This is a genomic window from Bacillus cereus group sp. N12 (assembly GCF_016483575.1).
Lineage (GTDB): Bacteria > Bacillota > Bacilli > Bacillales > Bacillaceae_G > Bacillus_A > Bacillus_A toyonensis.
The window spans coordinates 43,637-64,600 of record NZ_JAEHBO010000023.1 but is presented as its reverse complement, the minus strand read 5'-3'; the positions used below and the strand labels follow the sequence as shown (position 1 = coordinate 64,600).

The following is a 20,964-nucleotide window of genomic DNA, read 5'->3' as shown; positions in this document are numbered from 1 at the left end:
TACAACGGACCATTTACATTAACAGACTGGAAACATGAAGAAGGTTGGAAATTAAAGAAAAACGCACAGTACTGGGATAATAAAACAGTTAAGTTAGAAGAAATCAACTTTAACGTAGTAAAAGATAGCGGTACACGTGTCAACTTATATGAAAGTGGACAGATTGACCGTTCAGGATTAGTATCTGAATTTGTTGACAAATATAAATCGAATCCAGATTTCTATACACAAAAAACACCATCAACGTTCTTCTTACGTTTAAATCAAAAACGTGGTGGTCAAGATACGGTGTTAAAGAACAAAGATTTACGTTTAGCAATTGCAAAGGCGTATGATAAAAAAGGTTTAACGAATGTTATTTTAAATGACGGATCTACACCTGCAGATTACTTAGTACCAAAAGAATTTGCTAAGAGTCCGGATGGAAAAGACTTCCGTAAAGAAAATGGAGATATTTTAAAAACGGATGTGAAAAAGGCAAAAGAGCATTGGGACAAAGCGAAAAAAGAGCTTGGAAAAGATCAAGTAACAATTGAGCTGCTAAACTATGATAGCGATAATGCGAAAAAAGTAGGGGAGTTCTTAAAAGGAGAGCTTGAGAAAAACTTACCAGGCTTAACAGTGAACTTGAAAAACCAGCCGTTTAAACAAAAATTAAAATTAGAATCAGATCTAGATTATGATTTATCTTACGCTGGTTGGGGACCTGACTACTTAGATCCAATGACATTCATTGATATGTTCGTTACAGATGGACCTCATAACCAAACTGGTTACTCAAATAAGAAATATGATGAAATTGTAGAAAAAGGTAAAGGTGAGCTATTAACGAAAACGAAAGAGCGTTGGGATAGCTTACTGAAAGCTGAGAAAATGTTACTTGAAGATGCAGCAATTGCACCATTATATCAACGTGGTGATGCAATTGTTCAAAGAGCAAAAGTAAAAGGAATTGTTCACCACCCAGTTGGTGGAGATTACAGCTACAAATGGGCATATATCGGTGAGGAAAAATAAGCTGAGGGGGCGCGTGATGCGCCCTTTTTTTATGCACTTTTCATTCTTCCTTGAATATATAAAATAAAAAAGGGAGAATCCCATGGAACGAAATACTTACATCGATTTCTTAGCTTATTACGGAATAGGAAGTGCTCATCCTGGTGGTTTTACGTTAACAAAACAATTGCTAGCACAACTGCCTCTTAGACAAGGAGCGGATGTCCTTGAGATAGGTTGTGGTACGGGGAAAACAGCGGCTTACATGACAAAAGAATTCGGTTATAAAGTAACAGCGATTGAAAAGAATGAAATTATGATTCAAAAAGCGAAAGATAGATGGTTGTTTGAAAGATTGAATGTACAATTGATTCAAGGTGATGCAGAGCGATTACCTTGTTTAAATGATTCATTTGAGTTTGTGCTTGGGGAATCGATACTCGCTTTTACAGATAAAGAAAGGGTTATATCAGAGTGCTATCGTGTATTACAGAAGGATGGTAAGCTTGTTGTCATTGAAATGATTATTAATACACATATTGAGAAGAGTGAGGAAGAAAAAATTGCCCAATTATATGGCATGAAAGAATTATTAACTGAGAATGAGTGGGTACAACTATTTCAGAAAGCAAATTTCAAAAGAATTACAATTGCTGGCGGTGGTACAATTGCAGAAACGATATCTAGCTATATAGAAGAGCCGGAATGGAATGTATCAACATATATTCCGAATGAGTTATATGAGGCATGGGTACAACATGAAAACGTACGACGTATGTACCAACATGTTTTAGGACACCGTATATTTATATGTGAAAAGTAGAGAAAAAGAGTTGGCTAAAGGTAGTCAACTCTTTACTATGTTAAATGAAAAATAATGCAGCTAAAGTAATTCCGAAGATGAAACCAAATCCAAGTTCAACGCCCCAGCCACAACCGCCACCCCAGCCGCCGCCACCACAATTACCGCAACCACGACCGCCACATCCACAGCTACTGAATCCACCACCGCAACCGAATCCGCAACTATCACATCTGCTAATGCCGCCGCAAAGATCACAACCACCGTTTGTATATGCGTCATAGTATCCGAATCCTGTATCAAAAGATGAGCGCTGTTGCATTGGTTCGATCCATACAGATTCATTTGTCACATCGATTATTTTGCCTAAATGAATGCGACCATCACGATCTTCAATTCGAACAACTTTACCGAAATAACGTCGGCACGTATCATAACATCTTTGTCTATGCATGTTCTGTCCTCCTTCCCCCTTACAGTAATACGATATGTAAGGGGGACAAGTGCGGCTTGTACGAATGACCTACCTATCATAATTGTTATATGAAAGGGGAAATATAAAGAAAGGATATAGTAAGGAGGGAAAGGCAATGAAATCTACAGATCAGTTTCAAACATACGAAGTACCGTGGAAAGAATTTATAGAAGCATTGCGAGATGAAATGAAGAAACAAGTAGGAGCGGATATTATTGATACAGTAGTTTGCAATTTAGAAGATGGATTTGAAGTGTATACATATATACAGGGGGATTTAGAGTTTGAATATAAAGAAGCGCTTGAAAGAAAATACGGAAGTGATGCTAAGACTCCTAATTTGTTAACGATTATGCTATTAGCCAGCATTTATAATACGAGTGAAGCGAATATACGCTTACATGCAGATAACAAAGATAATCCAATTGTTGAAGTATATGTGAAGCAATGAAACACGCTGTGAAAGGCGTGTTTTTTATTTATCCCGCTATTTTTGGGCAGTAAAACTCCTACCAAAAAATTTGGCTGGAGCAAAAAAATTAGGGGGAGCCAGACTGTCCGTAAACGCCCCACTGATCAAAGTTTTACTTTATATGATAAAGTATTAGAAAATTAGGCATCTTAATTTAACGGTTACAGATGTAGTAGCTACTAGAGAATTTTTAGAAAAATATTTTGGATTAATTTGAAGTGGAACGAGGGGAAATGGCTTTGCAGTTATGCGTGATAAGGATGGGTTTATACTAAATTTAATGAAAGGGAAAGAAGTTCAGTATCCTAAAACATTTCATGTAGGATTTCCGCAAGAAAATGAGGAACTAATAAATAAAATGAATCAAAGATTGAAGGAAGATGGATTTTTGGTTGAACCTCCTAAACATGCACATGCGTATACGTTTTATGTTGAAGCGCCTGGTGGATTTACAATTGAAGTAATGTGCTAATTAAAAAATCAAACTTTTTGTTGTGTGTTTTTAATATGAAAAGTAGGAAAAGTCTGTTTTAAGTATGGAGCTTAGACAGGCTTTTTTGCCTATATAATTGGATAGAAAATGCTATAAAGAATATTACCAAGTGTGTATATATGTTTACATAATAAAGTTATGGTGGGTTAGTTGTCCTAAAATACAAGTCATATATCTTGTTTCCTCTCATAAATTTAAACATAGGAATTTGTCTACAAAGGTGGCGAAGCCTCATCATGAAAATTCGAATTTGTGCCACATTCATGTTGTTTCTATTTATATGGTTACATCCTTATTGGACTTTTGCAAAAGGAGAGGAGGCAAAGGAAAGGGTCGTTTCACTTGTATATGATGATTCGGGCAGCATGAGAAATAACGATCGCTGGAAATATGCCAATTACGCTTTGCAAAGTTTAGTTGCGCTATTAGATGAAAAAGATACATTTTCTTATGTTCCAATGAGCAAGCCGAATAATCCGTTAAACATTTCGTTAACGAAGGATAAAAGGCAAACAGAAATTGAAGGAATTGGAGCGTGGAAAACGTATTTAAATACTCCTTTTAGCGCAGTAGAGACGGCGATGCAATCTATAAAAAAGGAAGCAGATATAGATGGAAAACGTGAATTTTGGCTTATTGTATTAACTGACGGGGCATTTAATGATCTAGAAAAAGATAAAGTTGGCGGAAAAGAACAAATTACAAAGAAACTAACAGACTTTAAGAAAGAAATGGATGTAAAAAAGATATCTTTACATCCTATCTTAATTACGATGGAAGAGGATTTAGGGCAGCAAGAAAAAGAACAATTAAATACGTTTAAAGAAATATGGAAGAAAGAGATAAACGGAGTTACGATGCCGTCAAGCGGAGAGGATGGCATTGTAAAAAGTGTAAATCAAGTGGCAGCATTAGTTGCGAATCGTGATCCATTCTCCTCCGTTGAATCGATTGTAAAAACGAAAGTAGTAGGAAAGAAAGTAGAGATTACAACGCCGTTCCCATTAAAGCGTATGACGCTTGTACGACAATCGCCTTCGCTGTCTAATTATCAGGTCACACAAATTTCGAAACCATTACAGTTACAGTCTTCTTTTTCCATACATGCACCCGGAGAAGCGAAATTATTCGGAAATATAGCTCATATAAGCACGGAAAATCAGGAAGTCATTAAACCAGGAACATATACGATAGAGGTGGATCGGGATATTGAGAAAGAAGGATTGCAAGTACTTGTTGAACCAGCGCTTAACTATACGGTTTCTACTTATGACAAAGATGATAATAGTCAAAAAAATGTTGAACAAATGTACGAAGGTGTTACTGCTGTTATTGAAGCAAAGCCTACTGAGTTACCAATTCAGTCTTCTTACTTTCAAGCAGAAGTAGAAATAGACGGAAAACAATATCCGATGAAGTGGAACGATAAGAGGCATGTGTTTTATTACGAAACGAAGATTGGTAAAGGGTTAGTACGTGGAAAAGTTCATATGAATATAAAGGGATTTTACAGACAGACGAAAGAATTCAAAATTGAAACAACAGAAAAGCCAAAATTATCACTTCAAACTGTTACGAAAGATTATGAAGAAAAAGTAACGAATTTAGAGAATAGTAAACCGTTTATTTTACAACCAAAGTTAGATGGTAAGCCGATGACAGAAGGGGCTGTAAAGAAACTATTAAAATCTACTGGTGTCACATCTAAACAATCAATCAACTATGAAATAAAACAACGTGGTAATCAAATTTACGTTTATCCTCGTCCTTATTACTCCGACACATTCAATTTCACAGATACTGGCACCGTAGAAGCTACCATCGTTATACAAGATGCGAAATTACAAGAAGTAAAGAAGCAAATATCACTCCATATTCAAAGTGCGCCGTTTTATGAAAAGTATGCGCTTATTTTTAAGTTTGTCATTCCTATCACTTTATTGCTGCTAGTAGTAGGCATAATCGTTTTAGGATGGATTGTTCGTCCAAGATTTCACCGGAAAGCGCTATTGTATTACGAATGGGATCAAGAAGTAGCGAAAGATTGGTTATATCAATCTGAACCAGAATTACTTCGAAATAAATGGTGGAAACATTATTTTGGTATCCCATTTCGAGCAGAAAGAAAAACTGTGCAATCCGTTACGTTTATAGCCAAGAAAGGCTCGAAATCTGTCTTTGTAGCGAAAGAGTCACAAGTAGTAGGAATGATTATTGATGGGATGTTTATAACAGAGGAAGAAGTAGGAATGGAGCATAAGACACTATATCCAAATGAACTTTTATTAATTGATAGAGGATATGGTAAGGAGATTTACAAATATGAATGTGAATAGTAGGTAGGGATAAGAGGGGAGTCTTAGCTTTCTTTCCCTTTCTTTTTAAACAAGCAAGAATAGGAAGGTGGTTCACATGACATTACAAGTTCCAACGATATTAATTGGATTAGGTGGAATCGGTAGTACTGTGACGCATCAAATATATGAAAAACTGCCTGAAGAGCGCCGAAAAAAGGTAGCGATGCACGTATTTGATACAGATGTGAATACATTGAGTAAATTTGATCATATTCGAAAGTTTAAGACACAAACGAGTTCAAGTAAAACGCCTAGAGAGTATATTGCAGGAGATCCAACGATTCCAGAGTGGTTTCCAATGGATCCAACTATACTTGATAAACCATTAACAGAAGGAGCAGGACAGTTACGCGTCATTTCACGTTTAGCGTTACGTGCTGCGATGAAAGAAGATAAATTGACGTCCTTTTGGCAAGAAATTGAGAAGATTTTTCCGGTTACAAGTGATCAAACGGAATATGGTGTGCGAGTTATTATTGTAACATCACTAGCAGGCGGAACAGGTTCGGGGATGTTTCTGCAAATTGCATTATATTTACGTGAAATGCTTCGGAAAAAACTGCAGCATCATAACATTTTAATACGCGGTGCATTTTTAATGCCTGATGTGTTAGTGAAGACGAGAACGGTTAGTGCGAAAGAATTTGAAACGGTGCAAGCAAATGGTTATGCGTCTTTAAAAGAATTGCATGCCATTACGCTCGGTTCAACTGGAGAATTATCAAAACGCGGTGGTGTAACGATTGAATTAGAATACCGTCCGGATCAAGTAGATGAGGATGGAAGAACGAATCATACGATTAAACAACATCATTTACCGTACAATTATTGTTTCTTATACGATTACGAAAACTTACATGGACACCATTTACACAATTTATCGGATTATATGGAGCAGATGGCAAATACGATTTATTTACAGTTATTTAGTCCGATGTCCACAAGTCATTTTGCACAGGAAGATAATCAAATTCAGCAATTGGCAGAATCAAGCGGGAAAGGACGATATTGCGGGGCAGGAACAGCAAAGCTCATTTATCCATATGAACATGTGTTAAAATATTGTGCTTTAAAATGGGCTGTGCAAGGTTTAGACGAATCGTGGCTTCATTTGGATCAACTCTTTCAAGAAAAGAAGCAAAGGTACGACCAAGATGTAAAACGTGGTATGCAGCGTGAAAAGCCAGAGCGTGGCAAAAGTTATTTAGAGGATTTAGAACATCTTGCTACCCGTCCAGAACAAGCCCATATTTTCTATAGACAAATGTACAATGAAACGCGTGAAGGAGCAGAGGGCGGTAAGCTCGGAGTTGCGAAATCTAAACTGTTTTTAGAAGCTGTAGAAAGCTATGTACAGCGCACAGTGCAAAAAGATGAGGAATTAAATCGTTTGCAGCACGAGTGTAAAATTTCAGCTGCGAAACTAAAAATGATGGAACAAATGAAAGGAGAAGTAGCGAGAGTAGATCATGCGGTTCGTTTATATGCGTATGCGATTCCGAGCCGTGTACATGAACATGTAACGACACTTTTATATGACATGATTGAATCAGACCGTTTTTCACCAAGTGGGTCTGAAGGACAGTCCTATCAATTAAATACATGGTTTTTAAAGAAAACAGACCCTGTTCATCCAGTAGCAGCGCGTTTTATGTTATATGAAATTCGAAAGCAGTTAGTAGAAAAAATGAATCGACTACATGAAAATAATGAACAGAAGCGTAATGTAATTCAAAATTATGATAAAAAATTTAATGTAGGTAATATAGATGGAACGGTAACTGCTGTACGCCGCGTTGAAATCGCTCAGCAACAAGGTTGGTTTGGAAAAATGGTGAATAATCAACAACGTTTATTTAAAAAAGAATTTGAAGATATCGTAACGCAATATGTACACAAATTAAATGAGTACAGAAAAGAAATGCTGTTAGAACTCGTTTATCAATCGTTATATCAAGCAGTTAATAAAATGATTCAATATTGGGAAAGGTTTTTTGATAATTTACATGAAACACGTGAAAATTTATTGTTTGAAATTCAAAAAAGAAGTAAGGAGTTTGAAGGGAAAACAAACCCAACGAATGTATACGTATTAGCGGAAGAGAAGTTGCAAGAAAAAATATGGCAAGATATGCAGCAACATTTAAATTTAGGTGTATTGCCGAAAGATATATCAGCAGAAATTTATATGAGTTTGTATGGGGAATATTGTCGGGATGCGAAAACGGAAGAGATTCAATCGAAAAAGGTAGAAGATTTTTATCGTGAACATATATTGAGCTATTGTTATGATGAATTACAAGTACGTTATCGTGATAAATTAGAACTTAATATTATAGAGGCATTGCGAAAAGAAGCGGATTATAAGAAGCGTGATCGTGATGAATACGTTCGTGAAAAAATTGAAGATCTGTTCCATTTAGCTAGTCCATTCGTGCCGAAAGTTTCTCACCATAGGGAATTACAATATTGGGGTATACATCCAACTTTAAAGAAAGAACTGCAAGAAGAATTAATTCAAGAAATGTTTAAAGAAAAAGATACAGTACATGAAGCTTTTTCACCATTTGAAGTGATCTGTTACCGGGCACATTACGGTTTATCATTGCAAGATTTTCCTAAATTATCATCAGGACACATTGCGAACGGTTTTATGAATGATAAAGGTGACTACTTCCAATCATATTATCGCCGTGTGAACAAATTAAATAGTAAAAAATCTAGTTTAACGCCGCATTTAGATAAGTATTGGCACTTACCAGCCTTTATGCCCGACTTGAATGCGACTCAAACGAAGTTAGACTACGATAAATGTAATCGTGCCCTTCTATATGCGTATATGTATCGCTGGATTAGTTTAGTTGCTGTTGATGGGCAGTTTGTGTATCAATATAACGGCGTTGGACGTAGCTTCTTAATTCAGTCGATGGGGAAAAATATTTCAAGTGAAAGTTATAAATTACACAGAGCATTACTTCATAATCCGTTTATTTATGAAAACATCTTGTCCAGATTTGAAGAAGAGCAAGAAAAGGCAATGATTCAAGGTGGACATTTATATACACATCCGTTCGTATTAGGAGCTCAAGATGTAAGATGGCTTAGAAAAGAACATGTTCACAATCTTTTAGATATGATTTTAATGTATGACCGTGAAGCGAAGTATGATCCGACGTTAGAAGAAACGTCAGATGAATTATTAAGATTATTCCTTGATGAAATCGAACTATACTTTCAAAACTATTACGGTACAGGTGCCGATATGGTTGCGAAGAAAGAGAAAGAAATGTTAATTAAACAATTGTGGGATCGTTCTTATGCAAAAGGGTATGTGGATCCGAATAGCGCTCCTTATAAAAAGTGGCAAAATTTATTAAGTGTTCAAGATGAAGAAGAAACGCCAAAAACGAATGTATAATGAATGAAAAGGGAATCCTTAAAAGTGGCAATACAACTTTAGAAAAGAGGGATTCTGATGCCGTTTTTAGGAAGTGTGTATCAAATATTTGGATTGTATCCAGAACTTTATTATGGAATGATTTCAGCTGAGATAGAAGAAGAAGCTCAGAAAGAGAATCTTGAAAATAGTAGTGCAGAAGCTGAAGTGAAAGAATAAAAAAAGTGCAGATGAAAATCTGCACTTTTTTATTCGCTTAAAAAGGTTACATAACTTCAAATGAATTATTATTTAAAGATAGTATTTTGATTAAAGGTATGGTGATTTCATTTGAATTCTATGTAATGAAAATTGTATAAAAATCAGTGAGGGAAAATGAATATGAACATGAAAACAGAAAAAAACAATGTTTTCGAGAAAATAATTATGTTTAAAAATAACATTTGATACATAATTAACCGTCTTTGTTTAATTAATTATATTGTTGACAATATAATTAATTGTATGATAAATTCAATCAGCATTCTTAGAGATGTATTTTCGCAATAATTATTTTTAAAATTTACTATGAGTTAAAAAGATTGATTTTTCTGTTTTTAAGATTGCTAAGTCTATAAGAGAAAAGGAGTAAATTGTGTATAATTTTATTTTCTAAACAGAACAGTAATAAAGATTGTAAGTAGTAAGAGATAAACTTGAAAAAGAGGTTTCAATGAATGAGTCTTTTAATAAAGAAAACAATGGATGAAGAAAAGAAAAAAGTATTGAATCAAACTTTAGGAGCGATTGATTTAACTCTTTTAGGAATTGGAGCGATTATTGGTACAGGGATTTTTGTATTAACTGGTATCGTAGCGGCGAAACATGCTGGTCCAGCGATTGTATTATCATTTATATTAGCGGCCATTGTATGTGCATGTGTAGCTTTCTGTTATGCTGAATTTGCATCTGCAGTTCCAGTTTCAGGAAGTGTATATTCGTATACATATATGACATTAGGTGAGATTTTTGCATTTATAGTTGGTTGGTGTGTGATGTTGGAGTACTTATTAGCAACTTCTGCGGTGGCAGCAGGATGGTCAGCTTATTTTCAGTCATTGCTACTAGGGTTTAATATTCACATCCCTACAATCTTTGCATCAGCACCTGGCATGGGGAAGGGTGGAATTATTGATTTACCAGCAGTTCTGATTATTTTAGTTGTAACATTTTTATTAAGTCGTGGTGCAAAAGAAAGTGCCCGAATTAATAATATAATGGTTATTATTAAACTGGCTGTTATTGTAGGATTTATTATTGTAGGGACACAATATGTAAAACCAGAAAATTGGCAACCATTTCTACCGTTTGGTTTTCACGGTGTGGTAGGAGGAGCAGCCACTGTATTCTTTGCTTTTTTAGGATTTGATGCAGTTGCAACAGCTGCAGAGGAAGTGAAGCGTCCACAGCGTAACGTACCGATTGGGCTACTTGTTTCTTTATTCATTTGTACCGTTCTATATGTAGGAGTTTCATTCGTGTTGACTGGAATGGTTCCGTTTACGGAGTTGAATGTTGCTGATCCAGTTGCATATGCGTTGCGCACTGTAGGAGAAGATAGAATTGCTGGCTTGTTATCGGTGGGGGCAATAGCGGGGCTAACGACAGTTCTGTTAGTAGCTATGTTTGCATTTGTTCGTGTATCTTACTCGATGAGTCGAGATGGGTTATTACCAAAAAGACTTTCCAGTGTTCATAAACGTTTACAAACGCCATTTTTTAATACATGGGTTACAGGCATACTAGCAGCTTTATTAGCGGGATTAGTGGATTTGAACTTATTGGCTAATTTAGTGAATATGGGAACGATAACAGCATTTGTTTTTGTATCTATAGCTGTCATTGTACTAAGGAAGACACATCCTAATATGAAAAGACCATTCCGTGCGCCCCTAGTACCTTTTTTACCTATCGTTTCAATAGTAAGTTGTATATATTTAGCTTTGAACCTTTCTAAGCTTACTTTAATTAGTTTTGTGGCATGGATTATAATCGGTGTTTTTATATATTTTATATACGCAAAAAAACATAGTAATGTTAGAAACGGAAATAGAGTATAGTCTGTTGAAATAATACTTGTCATGTAAATGAAAACACGCTATCTGTTCTTTATACTTATAAGAACAGATAGCGTGTATTTTTTATTTAATAATCCCACTTTCTAAAATTTTGATAGTCGGTGTTACTTTTGCGCTAGCTTTGGAAAAGGAATTAGGCCAAACGTCTTCAACCTTCTTCCATTCTTTATATTGAAAAGCCCTCGCATAATCACCAAATCCGATGGATCCAGTTGCTGTTTTTGAATTTTGTGAATTAATTCGTTTAAATCTTTGTTTAGTTGTTTTGCGATAAGTGAAGTTAATTTCTTTTTATCTTTATCTAAATCCATATTGAATGTAATCTCAGATATAGCAATTTTTAAATTCATTTTAATATTAAATTTGAAACGGTTATCGCTATAGCCTGAACGAATGTTACGATTCATGCTAAGAACATTTATAGTTACGAAATCGTTGCCTTCTGTATCTTTTAAATTACTATTACTTTCAACTCGAGTAGAAGGGATCTTCATTGTAAGAGAAACTGGTGTATTAGCCTTCTTTTGTAATAGAAGAAGAAGTGCGCTTTCATAACGATTTCACTGCAGCCTATCCAATTACAATTCCTCCTACGACGCCGATCGTTTGTCCAACGGGACCCGGAAGCCGAATCGCAGCTTCACGGAGCATTTCAAGTACTAATTCCATCAAAAGTGCTTCTAATATAGGTGGAAAAGGAATTTTAGCACGAGACTCGCCGATTGTTAACAATAATTTAAGCGGAATCACTTCATAATGAAAGGAAATCATAGCAATATAAAGAGCAGGAGCAAAAATTGCAATAAATAATCCTGTGAAACGAAGGAGACGTATAAAAGATGGAATCATTGGCCTGAAGCTGTAATCATCTATTGTTTGAAAAAAAGCTGAAAAGGTCATAGGTCCAATTAATACGCCGGGTGAGCGATCTACAACAACAGCGATTCGCCCATTCAAAATGTGACGGGCCGTCGTATCAGGACGTTCGGTTATTGATAATTGTGGAAAGAGCGTGTATGAATTATCTTCAACAAAACCTTCTAATTCACCGGTAGTAAGAATAGCATCCACTTTTATTGATTCAATGCGGCATGTCATTTCTTGTATGACATCTTCGTTTGCGATGTCTGCTAGGTAAAGTAAAAAAACTTTAGAACTTGCTCGCTCGCCAACGGTGAATTCCTTCACCTTTAATTCGCGATTTGGGATATATCGGCGAATAAGAGCGAGACTGTCGCTCGCTACTTCATTAAATCCTTCATGTGAGCTTTTTATTGATGTCTCTGTTGTAGGTTCTTCAATGCTTCTTTTTGGTGCCGCTTGCGTATCTAGTTCTAAAGCTGATAGTTGCCCCTCTATAAATAAAATACTTTTACCATGTAAAAGGGATTGTTCAATGTCTGTCCACTTCTGAACCTTTTTTATATTTCCGATAGAAACGGAAGATTCCCAAAAATCGTCCTCATTCCACTCTTTAAATAAAAGAGGACGAAGAATATCTACATTAATAACAGTTTTATCTACAAGTCCTTCCATATATAAGAGCAGCCTCTTGGCCGTTTTTTAACGGAAAAGTACGTGTAATTAATTCTGGAATACCACTAAATAACTTGGACAAGTGTTTTAAATTAAGTGGAAGAGAAGAAGAAATAGGCTTATGTAATGTATGATCAGCTTGCTCTTGTGCAGAAAAAGATTTTTCACCGCGTATCCATTTTTTAAAAGACCCCATTTGTTCACTTTCTCCTTGTTGTGTTTTATCCCGGATTAACGGGCTGCCCGTAAAAGCCCGATTGGTTAAGGCTGATTAAAGTTTCACTTTATATGGGTTATTATGGATAGTTGCATGCAGACATATGCGTAGTTTAAATTACATATTGTATATTTTTAACTTTAACGCTATAATAATAATGTTAAAGATGGAATCGTGATATGACCTGTTATGAATCTATCGTTTTATTTATGAATAAATGGATTGGTATTTTAGCAAGATGTGCTAATACACTACTCCACCATGATGATAACGTGCCCAAAATGTGGTGCGTATATTTTCGTGGTGGAGTTTTTTTATTCTCAAAAAGGGGGAAAGACCATGAATGACAACATGGTTCATATTACAATTGACGGAAAAAAGTATACAGCGGAGCCCGGTTCAACGATATTAGGCATCATTAATGACAACGGGATTGAACATCCGCAAATTTGTTATGTACCAGAAGTAGACCCTATTCAAACGTGTGACACTTGTATTGTAGAAGTTGATGGAAAGTTGATGAGATCTTGTTCGACAGTGGCGACGGAAGGTATGGACATTGAACTCGGTTCTGGTCGTGCGAAAGAAGCACAAACAGAGGCGATGGATCGATTATTAGAAAACCATTTATTATATTGTACGGTATGTGACAACAATAATGGGAACTGTAAACTGCATAATACTGCAGAATTAATGGAGATTGAACATCAAAAATATCCTTACGAACCAAAAGTAGATGTAAGTGAAGTTGATATGACTCATCCGTTTTATCGCTACGACCCTAATCAATGTATCACATGTGGTCAATGTGTAGAGGTGTGCCAAAACTTACAAGTAAATGAAACGATATCTATCGACTGGGAAGCCGAGCGTCCTCGTGTTATTTGGGATAATGGCGTAGATATCAATGATTCTTCATGCGTGAGCTGTGGGCAATGTGTAACGATTTGTCCTTGTAATGCTTTAATGGAGAAATCAATGCTTGGTGAAGCTGGATTTATGACGGGATTAAAGCCGGATATTCTTGAACCGATGGTAGATTTAATTAAAGAAGTTGAGCCTGGATATAGCGGTATTTTTGCGGTATCAGAAGTGGAAGCGGCCATGCGTGAGACTCGTACGAAGAAAACGAAAACAGTATGTACATTTTGCGGTGTCGGTTGTTCATTTGAAGTGTGGACGAAAGGGCGTAAAATCCTGAAAGTACAACCATCTTCAGATGCGCCAGTTAACGCAATTTCAACTTGTGTAAAAGGGAAATTTGGTTGGGACTTCGTAAATTCTAAAGAACGAATTACGAAACCATTAATTCGTAAAAATGGAACGTTTGTTGAATCTACATGGGAAGAAGCACTGAATGTAGTTGCAAATAAATTAGGCGCTATTAAAGAAGAGTACGGCAAAGGTTCTATCGGATTTATCTCTTCCTCTAAAATTACGAATGAAGACAATTATGTCATTCAAAAATTAGCTCGGCAAGTATTTGGAACGAATAATATTGATAATTGCTCACGTTATTGCCAATCACCAGCAACGGATGGTTTATTCCGTACAATTGGTATGGGCGGTGATGCAGGAACGATTAAAGATATTGCGCAATCTGGTCTTGTTATTATTGTAGGATGTAATCCGACAGAAGGTCATCCTGTTTTAGCTACACGTATTAAACGGGCACATAAATTACACGGACAAAAGTTAATTGTAGCGGATCTTCGTAAAACAGAAATGGCAGAGCGATCAGATGTCTTTATTAGTCCAAAACAAGGAACAGACCAAGTATGGTTAATGGCTGTTGCGAAATATATGATTGATCAAGGTTGGCATGATCAGGAGTTTATTAATGAAAATGTAAACTTCTTTGAAGATTTTAAAGAGAGCTTAAAAGAATATACACTTGAATATGCAGAAGAAGTAACAGGTATTTCAACAGAAACACTTATCCAAATGGCTGAAATGATTCGTGATGCAGATGGTACATGTATCCTTTGGGGTATGGGGGTAACGCAAAATACAGGTGGTTCTGATACTTCCGCTGCAATTTCAAACTTACTTCTTGCAACAGGGAATTATCGTCGTTCAGGTGCAGGTGCCTACCCACTTCGAGGTCATAATAACGTACAAGGTGCTTGTGATATGGGAACTTTACCAGGATGGCTTCCTGGATATCAGCACGTTACGAACGATATGGAACGTACGAAATTTGAAATGGCTTACGGAGTGGAAATTGATAGTGAACCAGGTCTTAATAATATTGAAATGCTTCACGCAATTGAAGAAGGAAAGATGAAAGCTATGTATCTTGTCGGAGAGGATATGGCTCTTGTAGACTCGAATGCAAATCATGTACATGAAGTGTTATCAAGCCTTGATTTCTTCGTTGTACAAGATGTTTTCCTTTCTAAAACTGCTCAATACGCAGATGTTGTATTACCGGCAGCACCATCTCTTGAGAAAGAAGGTACTTTCACAAATACAGAGAGACGTGTGCAAAGATTGTATCAAGTTCTTCCTACACTTGGTGATGCGAAGCCAGACTGGTGGATCGTGCAGGAGATTGTGAATAAATTAGGTGCAAACTGGAATTATAGTCACCCAAGTGAAATTTTTGCTGAAATGGCAAGCTTATCACCGCTATTCTCACAAGCAAACTATGAAGTACTTGAAGGATGGAATAGTTTCCATTGGGGAAGTTTTGATGGAACGAATACACCGCTACTTTTCCAAGATGGATTTAATTTCCCAGATAAAAAAGCGCGTTTTGCGATTGCTGACTGGGTACGTCCAGCTGAATTCCCAGCGGAGTTCGACCTTCACATTAACAACGGTCGTATGTTAGAACATTTCCATGAAGGAAATATGACAAATAAATCAACAGGTATTCAAACGAAAGTACCTGGCGTTTTTGTTGAAGTTTCTCCAGAACTTGCAAAAGAACGTGGCGTGAAAACAGGTTCATTAGTGCGCCTTGTTTCTCCTTTTGGAGCACTAAAATTACGGGCACTTGTAACGGATCGTGTAAAAGCGAATGAGTTATATGTACCGATGAACTCTACAGACAATGAATCGGCAATTAATTTCTTAACAGGCCCTGCTGTTGACGTACGTACGAATACACCTGCTTATAAACAGACGAAAGTGCGCATGGAAGTGTTAGAAGTTAATGGCGAAAATCCGATGCCAAAAGCGAACCCGCGTAATAAAAAACGTCATCCTCAAGCTGGTATTGAGGTAGATCGTAAGTGGGCACGTCCAGGGTATGTACATTTAACGGATAAGTAGGGAGGAGAAAAAATATGGCTGCACCGATTAAAACGATTCAAAAACATGAATTAACTGAGGAAGAAATAAAACAGCAAAAGTTAGAGGATTTAAAGGAGCTTCTAGCTAATAATGAAGAAGCTTTAAATCAAATGTTTCATATTGTCGGGGAATTAAATGATATTGGCATGCTAGAAGCAGCAAATTCTATGCTGAAAGCGAAGGAACCAATCGCAAAGATCGTTCTCGGTCAAGTAACTCGTAAACCTGTTACAAATTTAATTAATAATATGATGGGTGCTGCAGGTGCTTTAACAGAACTTGACCCAGAACTTACGAAAAAACTTATAGGTAGTTTATTAGTAGGGCTGGAAGAAGGTAATGAGCATCTAGAAAGTAATAAAAAAGTGGGGATATTCGATCTTATGAAAGTATTAAAAGATCCAGATATTAACCGTGCTATCGGGTTTGGTCTTCATTTCCTAAAAGGTATGGGTAAAGGATTAAAAGACGAATAAACTTCATGAAGTTAACCTTTTCGTCCAAATATTTGTACGAAATAGTTTGGGCGAAAAGATCATTTTGGTAAAATATATAATAAAGTAAAATGAGGCTTTTAGGAGGTATGATTTTATGACGAAAAAGGTACATGAATTTAATGATATGATACGAAAACTCCGAAAGGAACTATTCGGAAAAGGACCAGAACGAATTCATACTGTATTTGCTGAAAATATGGCGATTGCAACACTGTATGGGAACTTAACACCTACTGAGAAATTCATTTCAAGTACGATGGATGGCGCGGAAATGGTTCATATGGCTAGAACGAAAATGATCCAAGAAGTTTACGCTGCGAATTCTCGTGAACATTTGGAGGAACTTGTTGGAGCGAAATTAGTGAACTTATTTTCAGATATGAAAGTAGAAGAAGATATTGCTGTTTCGGTATTTGTTTTTGATAAAAATATAACGTGAGAGAAGGATACTGATCGTGAAACCGATACAGGTAGAAAGAGAAGTTTTCCGTTATGAACAAGGGGTGTTTAAGCATATAGAGGACAGCATTGTAACAGAGTTTCCAGTCACAATTAAAATGAACGGACAGGAGTTTGTTACAATGGTTAGTACTCCAGAATATATAGAAGATATGGTAATAGGCTTCTTAGCATCTGAAGGAATCATTCGGAAGTATGAAGATATTGATGACATATGGGTACAGGAGAAAGAAGGATTTGTACATGTAACGACAACAAAAATAAACCCGTATTACGAACAAATGCAAAATAAACGTTATATTACTTCGTGCTGTGGTATGAGTAGGCAAGGGTTTGTTTTTGCAAATGATGCACTAAGCGTAAAGAAAATGAATGGTGTCCATGTAAAGGTTGCTGTCGAAGATTGTTTTCATTTAATGAATGAAATGCAGCAATCTGCGGATACATTTCGACATACTGGCGGAGTGCATAACGCAGCTTTATGTGATGTAAATGGTATTATTTTAGGCCGAATGGATATTGGTAGGCATAATGCGCTAGATAAAATTTACGGTTATTGTTTAAAAAATAATATTTCTATAAAAGATAAAATCATTGTTTTTAGTGGTCGTATTTCTTCAGAAATATTATTGAAAGTTGCAAAAATCGGCTGTGAAATTATACTGTCAAAATCAGCGCCAACTGAATTAGCTTTGCAGTTAGCGGAAGAGTTAGGGATTACTACGATAGGGTTTATTCGTAATCAGTCTTTAAATATATATACGCATCCAGAACGTGTTTTAAATATAAAATAAGTAAAAGTGAGGCAAGGAAGATGAAATCAATTACATTAGACAAATTGCATCGTCCGTTAAAGGATTTACGTATTTCAGTTACTGATCGCTGTAATTTTCGCTGTCGATATTGTATGCCAGAAGAAATATTTGGTCCTGATTATTCGTTTTTGTCTAATGATAAAATTTTATCTTTTGATGAGATTGAAAGGATAACACGTATTTTCGTTTCTTTAGGTGTGAGAAAGTTACGGATTACAGGCGGAGAGCCGTTACTTCGAAGAGGGCTTCCAGAGCTTATTGAGCGGCTTAATAAAATAGATGGTGTGGAGGATATCGGTTTAACAACAAATGGATCGTTACTTAAAAAGTTTGCACCTGATTTATATAAAGCGGGGTTATCACGTGTGACAGTTAGTCTGGATTCCTTAGAAGAAGAGCGCTTTTTCTATTTAAATGGTAATAGAAGCAAAGTGCAAAGGGTTCTTGAGGGTATACAGGCTGCGGCTGAAGTTGGTATGAAAATTAAAATAAACATGGTCGTTCAAAAGGGGAAAAACGAACAGGACATCTTGCAGATGGCGCAATACTTTAAGGAAAATAAGCATATTCTTCGTTTTATTGAGTATATGGACGTTGGAAATTATAACGGTTGGGAGTTAGGTGAAGTTATTTCCAAACAAGAAATAGTAAATACAATTCGTGAGGTTATGCCGTTAGAACGGATAGAAGCAAATTATCCAGGTGAAGTAGCTACTAGGTACCGTTATATAGGCAGTGATGAGGAAATAGGTATTATTTCATCTGTAACTGATTCTTTCTGCTCATCATGTACGAGAGCTCGCATTTCTGCAGAAGGAAAATTGTATACTTGTTTATTTGCTTCTAAAGGAAATGATTTGAGAGCATTGCTTCGATCGGGGGATACGGATGAGGAAATTACAGCTGTAATTCACGACATTTGGAATAATCGAGAAAATCGATATTCAGACGAACGCTTAAGTCATACTAATAAGAAAACAATGCCTAAAATTGAAATGTCACATATCGGTGGTTAATATATAAGGCTGACATAATAGTGGAAAATGGAAAGTGTGCAAGAGATGTGGACTTTCTATTTCATAGTAAAAGTGATGATTGATTTCTCTGTAAAAGATGTGCAGAGACATTAAGCAGCATTCAAAAACCTTTATTTTGAGGAGGTTTTTTGAAGCTGCTTTTTTATTTGGAGAAAATGGAGGAATTGGTAATGGCATTTCATAAACCGGAACAAATTGCTGAAATCGTAATCGAGGCCGGTGTTCAAAAAGTAAGCCAGACGCTGCCAGCAATGCTTATTCTCGGTTTTTTAGGAGGAGCATTTATATCATTAGGATTTTTACTTAATATTCGAGTTTTAGGTAATTTGCCGGAGCATTGGGGAAGTTTAGTGAATGTTTTAGGAGGAGCAGTGTTTCCTATTGGGCTTATGCTCGTAGTGTTAGCAGGAGGAGAATTGATTACAGGAAATATGATGTCACTGTCTATGGCGCTTTATGCAAAGAAAATTTCATTGATAAGTGTACTGAATAATTGGGCTTGGATTACTGTAATGAACTTTGTTGGTGCAATTTTCGTTGCGTATTGCTTTGGACATCTTGGCGGATTAACAGAGGGAGATTATTTAAATAAAACGTTAGCGATAGCGGAAGGGAAGTTACACGAATCGTTTGGGAGAACTTTAATTTTGGCGATTGGTTGTAATTGGCTCGTTTGTCTTGCGCTTTGGCTCGCTTACGGGACGAGTGATTTTGTCGGAAAGATAATTGGGATTTGGATTCCAATTATGGCATTTGTAGTGATTGGATTTCAACAAGTAGTAGCAAATATGTTTGTCATATCAGCGGTTATTTTTGCAGGCCATCTGACGTGGCTGGACCTTGCTAAAAACTTTGTTCCTGTTTTTATCGGAAATGTCATTGGAGGAGCTGGATTTGTAGGGTTTGCTTACTTTGCTTGTTATCAAAAACAAGACTCTAATGTGAAATAGATTTTTTGAAAGGAAGGGTATGCAATGGAGGAGCGGTATTCTCGGCAACAGTTGTTCAAACCAATCGGGAGTAAAGGGCAAGAAAAAATTCGGAATAAGCATGTGTTAATTGTAGGAGCAGGTGCATTAGGAAGTACAAGTGCAGAAAGTCTCGTGCGTGCAGGTATTGGTAAGTTGACAATTATTGATCGTGATTATGTAGAGTGGAGTAATTTACAAAGACAACAACTTTACTCTGAAGAAGATGCAAGAGGGAAAATCCCGAAAGCAATTGCTGCTAAAAAACGGTTGGAACAAATTAATTCAGAAGTACAAATACATGCTTTCATAATGGATGCAAGTGTAGAAAACATGGAAGGGCTATTAGAAAATGTCGATGTAATCATTGATGCTACAGATAATTTTGATATTCGATTTATCATAAATGATTTATCACAAAAACATAATATTCCGTGGGTATATGGATCTTGTGTTGGATCGTACGGTATGAGTTATACGATTATTCCGCAAAAAATGCCGTGTTTATATTGTGTACTGAAGAATGTTCCCGTTATAGGTGTGACGTGCGACACGGCTGGGATTATTAGTCCAGCTGTTCAAATCGTTGCGGCATATCAAGTGGCAGAAGCACTCAAAATTTTAGTGGAAGATTACTCAGTAATTAGAAAGACGTTTTTCATGTTTGATATATGGAGTAATCAAAATCATTTTATAAAACTAGGAAAAATAAAAACGGACGATTGTCCATCGTGCGGTTTAAATCGAGCTTATCCTTATTTATCATACGAAAACCAAACGAAGGTAGCTGTTTTATGCGGAAGAAATACAGTTCAAATAAGATCAATAGAAAATAGGCAATACAATTTTGATGACGTAGAAAAAGTATTAAAAAAACTTGGGGAAGTAGAGCGGAATCCATATTTACTATCTTGTCAATTAGAGGATTATCGCGTCGTTATTTTTCAAGATGGTCGTGTGTTCATTCATGGTACAAACGAAATTCCAAAAGCGAAACAACTATATTATCGCTTATTCGGTTAATAG

15 protein-coding genes and 3 pseudogenes are annotated in these 20,964 nt (G+C 36.2%); 15 read left to right on the top strand and 3 right to left on the bottom strand.

What is annotated here, in order from left to right:
* Window positions 1–1,017 (top strand): peptide ABC transporter substrate-binding protein (locus JDS92_RS13545; protein WP_199632037.1); only part of this gene is annotated, 1,017 nt, incomplete at its 5' end.
* 82 nt (window positions 1,018–1,099) lie between these two features.
* Complete coding sequence (locus JDS92_RS13540; RefSeq protein WP_000440863.1) at window positions 1,100–1,819, top strand: class I SAM-dependent methyltransferase; 720 nt, start codon at window positions 1,100–1,102, stop codon at window positions 1,817–1,819.
* Between the two features lie 40 nt (window positions 1,820–1,859).
* On the opposite strand, the gene JDS92_RS13535 is transcribed toward JDS92_RS13540, so the two are convergent.
* Complete coding sequence (locus JDS92_RS13535) at window positions 1,860–2,252, bottom strand: hypothetical protein (protein ID WP_000555013.1); 393 nt, start codon at window positions 2,250–2,252, stop codon at window positions 1,860–1,862.
* Window positions 2,253–2,388: 136 nt separating this feature from the next.
* Here JDS92_RS13535 and JDS92_RS13530 point away from each other — a divergent pair, with 136 nt between their 5' ends.
* The 6 genes and pseudogenes from JDS92_RS13530 (at window position 2,389) to JDS92_RS13505 (ending at window position 11,091) form a co-directional block, all read left to right on the top strand.
* Window positions 2,389–2,724 (top strand): hypothetical protein, encoded by a 336-nt coding sequence (locus JDS92_RS13530; protein ID WP_000842916.1) that lies wholly within the window; start codon window positions 2,389–2,391, stop codon window positions 2,722–2,724.
* A gap of 160 nt (window positions 2,725–2,884) precedes the next feature.
* Window positions 2,885–3,217 (top strand): annotated as a pseudogene (locus JDS92_RS13525) (VOC family protein).
* Between the two features lie 257 nt (window positions 3,218–3,474).
* On the top strand, window positions 3,475–5,574 hold the full coding sequence (locus JDS92_RS13520; RefSeq protein ID WP_098911798.1) for a vWA domain-containing protein: 2,100 nt from the start codon (window positions 3,475–3,477) through the stop codon (window positions 5,572–5,574).
* 76 nt (window positions 5,575–5,650) lie between these two features.
* Window positions 5,651–9,013, top strand: coding sequence for a tubulin-like doman-containing protein (locus JDS92_RS13515; RefSeq protein ID WP_098178440.1), 3,363 nt, complete (start codon window positions 5,651–5,653; stop codon window positions 9,011–9,013).
* A gap of 57 nt (window positions 9,014–9,070) precedes the next feature.
* Window positions 9,071–9,211: a hypothetical protein gene (locus JDS92_RS13510; protein WP_001116188.1), complete on the top strand. Its 141-nt coding sequence runs from the start codon at window positions 9,071–9,073 to the stop codon at window positions 9,209–9,211.
* 497 nt (window positions 9,212–9,708) lie between these two features.
* Complete coding sequence (locus tag JDS92_RS13505; RefSeq protein WP_000054728.1) at window positions 9,709–11,091, top strand: APC family permease; 1,383 nt, start codon at window positions 9,709–9,711, stop codon at window positions 11,089–11,091.
* Window positions 11,092–11,172: 81 nt separating this feature from the next.
* Here the strand turns inward: JDS92_RS13505 and JDS92_RS13500 are convergent.
* Window positions 11,173–11,603: pseudogene (locus tag JDS92_RS13500) on the bottom strand (Ger(x)C family spore germination C-terminal domain-containing protein).
* Window positions 11,604–11,682: 79 nt separating this feature from the next.
* Window positions 11,683–12,841 (bottom strand): annotated as a pseudogene (locus JDS92_RS13495) (spore germination protein); the annotation flags it as partial.
* A gap of 360 nt (window positions 12,842–13,201) precedes the next feature.
* Between JDS92_RS13495 and fdhF the strand changes: the two are divergent.
* The 7 genes from fdhF (at window position 13,202) to JDS92_RS13460 (ending at window position 20,961) form a co-directional block, all read left to right on the top strand.
* Window positions 13,202–16,141: a formate dehydrogenase subunit alpha gene (fdhF, locus tag JDS92_RS13490; protein ID WP_199632036.1), complete on the top strand. Its 2,940-nt coding sequence runs from the start codon at window positions 13,202–13,204 to the stop codon at window positions 16,139–16,141.
* Window positions 16,142–16,155: 14 nt separating this feature from the next.
* Window positions 16,156–16,638, top strand: coding sequence for a helical membrane plugin domain-containing protein (locus tag JDS92_RS13485; protein WP_000729911.1), 483 nt, complete (start codon window positions 16,156–16,158; stop codon window positions 16,636–16,638).
* Between the two features lie 115 nt (window positions 16,639–16,753).
* Window positions 16,754–17,098: a Na-translocating system protein MpsC family protein gene (locus JDS92_RS13480; protein WP_000163331.1), complete on the top strand. Its 345-nt coding sequence runs from the start codon at window positions 16,754–16,756 to the stop codon at window positions 17,096–17,098.
* A 16-nt stretch (window positions 17,099–17,114) separates the two neighbouring features.
* Entirely contained in the window at window positions 17,115–17,912 is a 798-nt protein-coding gene (fdhD, locus tag JDS92_RS13475; RefSeq protein ID WP_087950586.1) for a formate dehydrogenase accessory sulfurtransferase FdhD, read from the top strand.
* A gap of 20 nt (window positions 17,913–17,932) precedes the next feature.
* Window positions 17,933–18,949 carry a GTP 3',8-cyclase MoaA gene (gene moaA, locus JDS92_RS13470; protein ID WP_000836455.1) on the top strand — a complete coding sequence of 339 codons (1,017 nt, stop codon included), beginning with the start codon at window positions 17,933–17,935 and terminating at the stop codon, window positions 18,947–18,949.
* A gap of 191 nt (window positions 18,950–19,140) precedes the next feature.
* The gene (locus JDS92_RS13465; protein ID WP_087968830.1) at window positions 19,141–19,920 is read left to right on the top strand and encodes a formate channel; all 780 of its coding nucleotides are present in this window, start codon (window positions 19,141–19,143) and stop codon (window positions 19,918–19,920) included.
* A gap of 24 nt (window positions 19,921–19,944) precedes the next feature.
* On the top strand, window positions 19,945–20,961 hold the full coding sequence (locus tag JDS92_RS13460) for a molybdopterin-synthase adenylyltransferase MoeB (protein ID WP_097958393.1): 1,017 nt from the start codon (window positions 19,945–19,947) through the stop codon (window positions 20,959–20,961).
* The last annotated feature ends 3 nt before the right edge of the window (window positions 20,962–20,964 follow it).